This is a genomic window from Acidimicrobiia bacterium, from assembly GCA_041676705.1.
Lineage (GTDB): Bacteria > Actinomycetota > Acidimicrobiia > Acidimicrobiales > SKKL01 > Actinomarinicola.
This window is the reverse complement of the sequence record JBAYRL010000026.1, coordinates 1-3,437: the sequence shown is the minus strand read 5'-3', so window position 1 is coordinate 3,437 and position 3,437 is coordinate 1. Positions and strand designations below refer to the sequence as shown.

The following is a 3,437-nucleotide window of genomic DNA, read 5'->3' as shown; positions in this document are numbered from 1 at the left end:
CGAGTTCATTGAAGAGAACCGGCACTCCCTGAAAGTCGGCAAGCGAAGCAAGGCCCTGGCCGACGAATGGCTTGCCGCCACCGGAGGACTCTATGGCCGCGGCGGAAAGCAATGGGGCCTCTCAAGCGAAGTCTTCCTGGGCCTCGTCGATGAGCACCTGGCCAATAAGCTTCCTAAGCATCTCGACGACCACGATCGCTACCAGAAGATCGTCGCTTACGAATCCCTCGACCAGCCGCTCAAAAACTACATAGCAGCCAAGCTCTTCGCCCAGATGTGAATCTCCAATAATCGCCGAATCGGCCGCTCGAAGGTCGCCACCGGCTACGAACAAACCCCGGCCAGACCAGGCCTTCCCGCCACAAAACCACCCTTTTGCGTACAGGGCCCGACTTGTACGCAAAAACGGCATCTATCTGGAGCCTGCGGCTGCACATGCGGATCGAGGTGCTCTGAATCCGGTATAGAGGCCGATTTTCGGCCATCTTTAGCCTCAGGCTCCGTATAGGCCCAGGATTGGCTCCAAGAGACTTCGAAATTCGGCAAAATTTCGCCGAATTTTTTCGCGAAATTTCGAAAATTCTCAAAAACCCACTATCTGTAGCCTCAGGCAGCGGCTGAGAAAACTGGTCTTTGTCAAGTGGGTCCAAGCGCAGCCTGTGGCTGCACATGGAAATCAAGTCTGGTAGAAGCAAGCCATGGAGCGAGACCAAACTAGCGCTGGCCAGGATCTTCTTCGTAGCACGAGCGCCTGTCTATAATCACCAAGCTTCGTGGGTCGGCGGAAGTACTCTCCCTGTTTCGACATTTCAAACCAACGGTTGGATGGTGCAAGTGCTGGAATCCAGGGGCGTGTATAGCAATCGACCCGACCTGGTCGTTTTGGAGAAAGATCTCAACCTGTGGGCCAGCCTCGCTGAAGAGAAGTCTGTTCTTTACCGCCATAGCCTTCTGTCTTGAATCACCCGGCTTCAAGAGCAAATCGTCGCCAAAAGAAAGCTCTCGACCGCTGACCCGCACAACCTGATAATGCCCATCATCGAGCGAGGCGCGAATAACTATTGGCCCGCCGTCCGTTCCCCATATCTCGGAGCTGTCTGGAAAATCCGGGGCGTACTGCCGAAGCCCCAACTTGGTGAGTTCGACGTCTGCGTATAGGGCTATCTTAACGCCATCAAGCTCTAGATGCTTGGTGTCGTAGATCGGTTCCGTGGTTCGCGACACGGTGGCCTCATTGAGGTGGATTGTCGGGACCGCGACGACTGACCTGGCTCTCCGCAGAGCTTCCTTGATGTGTTCCGGTGGCGAAACGTTGGACGGTTGCCAGTCCTGAATAGTCACTAGCGAGGCGTCATCGCTCGGGCTCTCACTGTCCAAACCACTCACCGCCACGATGACCAAGGCCAGGACCAACCATATGATGTTCGAGTGCCGCTTCATTGGTGGGTCACTTCGCCGTGGGCTTGGTGGCTCCCGGTTGGGTAGTCGCTGGACCCCGAATAGCCTCGATGTAAGCCTTGAAGGCCGGTTTCTGAAGCGCCTTGGCTTTTGGCGACTCCAACGCGACCCTTGACCGGCCGTCGGCCCTTAGAGAAAAATCAAACTTCTCATCCGAATCGGCCTACCGCAGCGTGGGAGTCCTCGTCATCCTGACCGAAAGCTGTCTTGTGGAACAACACGAGTTTGAGGAAGTCTATAATTCACTGAGCCTGCTGTTAGACAGCGACCCAGGAAAGGTTCTTGAAGAAGCTCAAAAACTTGCAAAGGAAAGGCCCGATGACAGCGAGGCCAAACGCTTGTCTTCTATTTTTATGATAGAGGCTGGCGGTCTTTTGAAAATGAGAACGGCGGTTTCTTCAGGTGTGAAAATCCTGGAAGAGCTATGTTCAGGCGAGCAGAATTTCAGGCTTATCTATAATTTGGCTAATGGTTTGGAAGCGCTAGCTACACTGGATTCAACAGCTGTTCCAAATTGGTATCTGGTGACCCACCAGTATCGATTTCGGGCTCGCAGTCTATACTGGAAGTCTTCCAAGGAAATGTCGCCCCTAACGTCCAGGAGCTTGACGAATCTTGGAAATTCTCTAAGCACGGCTCACCGATGGATTGAAGCCTACAGTTACTTTCGACGTGCTTGCCGAGGCCAAAAAAGCTTTGGCCCGGCCGCGCTCCAAGCTGCCATTCTAATCCGGCACAGACTGCAGAGGCCTTGGCACACCGAAGAACTACCTTCCCTTTATCGTTACTATCTAGATTTAGCCCTGGCAAGGAAGTCTGAAATTTTGGAGGTTTGCGGTGAGCCCGGTATTCGTGGGCTCGACAATCTTCCAAGTATTGAAATAGAACCTTGGAGTCCACCAGCAAACGTAGCAGAAGATCCGTATCGAGCCTTCGTAATAGAGAATCGCTTGATGTTGAGCCCGCTATTGGAAATTTGTCAGCCTAACGATGATCATTTGGACGATCTGCACTTTGGACCCGTCACCACCTCCATTATGAAGATGGAGATTCCTTCTATCTTTGCAATGCTCAACTGTATAAAGCAAGAATACTTGGAGGCGAGGGACCTTTTCTATGCTGCCACGCGAGAGAGCTATCCATTATCCGATCCGGGATTCGTGAATACACTTGACTATGCGCTTTTCGGCAACACTGCTGCCAAACTGTGCCTAGCACAGAGATCAGGCTTAGACGTTTTGGATCGAATAGCCGTAGCCGTAGACGTTCATCTTGGCAATTCTACAAACCCGCGGAGTATCTCCTTCCGAAACTATTGGAGAAAAGGCGATAAACAGCGAACCTGGACTCAGCAAATCGAAGGTGAAATACAAGCTGGTAGTCCATCAGCAATTGCTCTTTCCGAAGTTGCTGAAGACTTAAGCAAAGGGGGGTTTCTGAGTAGCCAGGCGGATATGAGGAACGCTTCTACTCATAGATTTGTTGTGCTTCATACCGAAGGAGTACCGGTGAGTCCACAAGACGAGGGTTATATAGAACGTTATGGACACAGCGACTTTGTAGAAGCAACAAGAGAGACTCTTCAGCTAGCCCGAGCAGCCATTATTTATTTCGTAGATCTTATTACTTCTCTTGAGAACCACGACGGGAGCGCGATAACTCAGATTCTTTCCATCCATTAATCGGAGACCCCAACCAGAGGCCGGACGGGATTGAAACTCGAATTTCCGTCGTAAATCCAGCTTCAAGGCCGCGACACGTCAAAATACCCGAAAAAATCGGGCCTTCGCGATCCTCTGTCCCAAATTCTCCATGAAGCTTGAGTTACACGAGCCTAAAACGCGCTCTTTTGAAGGTGGGGTTTAGGGCGCAATGGAACGCAAAACCGTGTTAAGGGAGCTGTTTTGCCCTCTGCAGAAGACGTGAGACCGTGGACGGATGGACGTTGAATAACCTGGCAGCTTCGGCACCGGTTTTCT

Annotated in this window: 3 protein-coding genes; 2 read left to right on the top strand and 1 reads right to left on the bottom strand. The window is 51.9% G+C overall.

Going from position 1 to position 3,437, the window contains the following annotated elements; translation table 11 throughout:
• Positions 1-280: hypothetical protein (locus WC184_13310; GenBank protein ID MFA7478846.1), on the top strand; the 280-nt coding region annotated here is incomplete at its 5' end.
• Between the two features lie 434 nt (positions 281-714).
• On the opposite strand, the gene WC184_13305 is transcribed toward WC184_13310, so the two are convergent.
• Positions 715-1,440 (bottom strand): hypothetical protein, encoded by a 726-nt coding sequence (locus tag WC184_13305; protein ID MFA7478845.1) that lies wholly within the window; start codon positions 1,438-1,440, stop codon positions 715-717.
• Positions 1,441-1,541: 101 nt separating this feature from the next.
• On the opposite strand from WC184_13305, the gene WC184_13300 reads away from it, so the two are divergent.
• Positions 1,542-3,140, top strand: coding sequence for an LA2681 family HEPN domain-containing protein (locus tag WC184_13300; protein MFA7478844.1), 1,599 nt, complete (start codon positions 1,542-1,544; stop codon positions 3,138-3,140).
• Positions 3,141-3,437 lie beyond the last annotated feature (297 nt).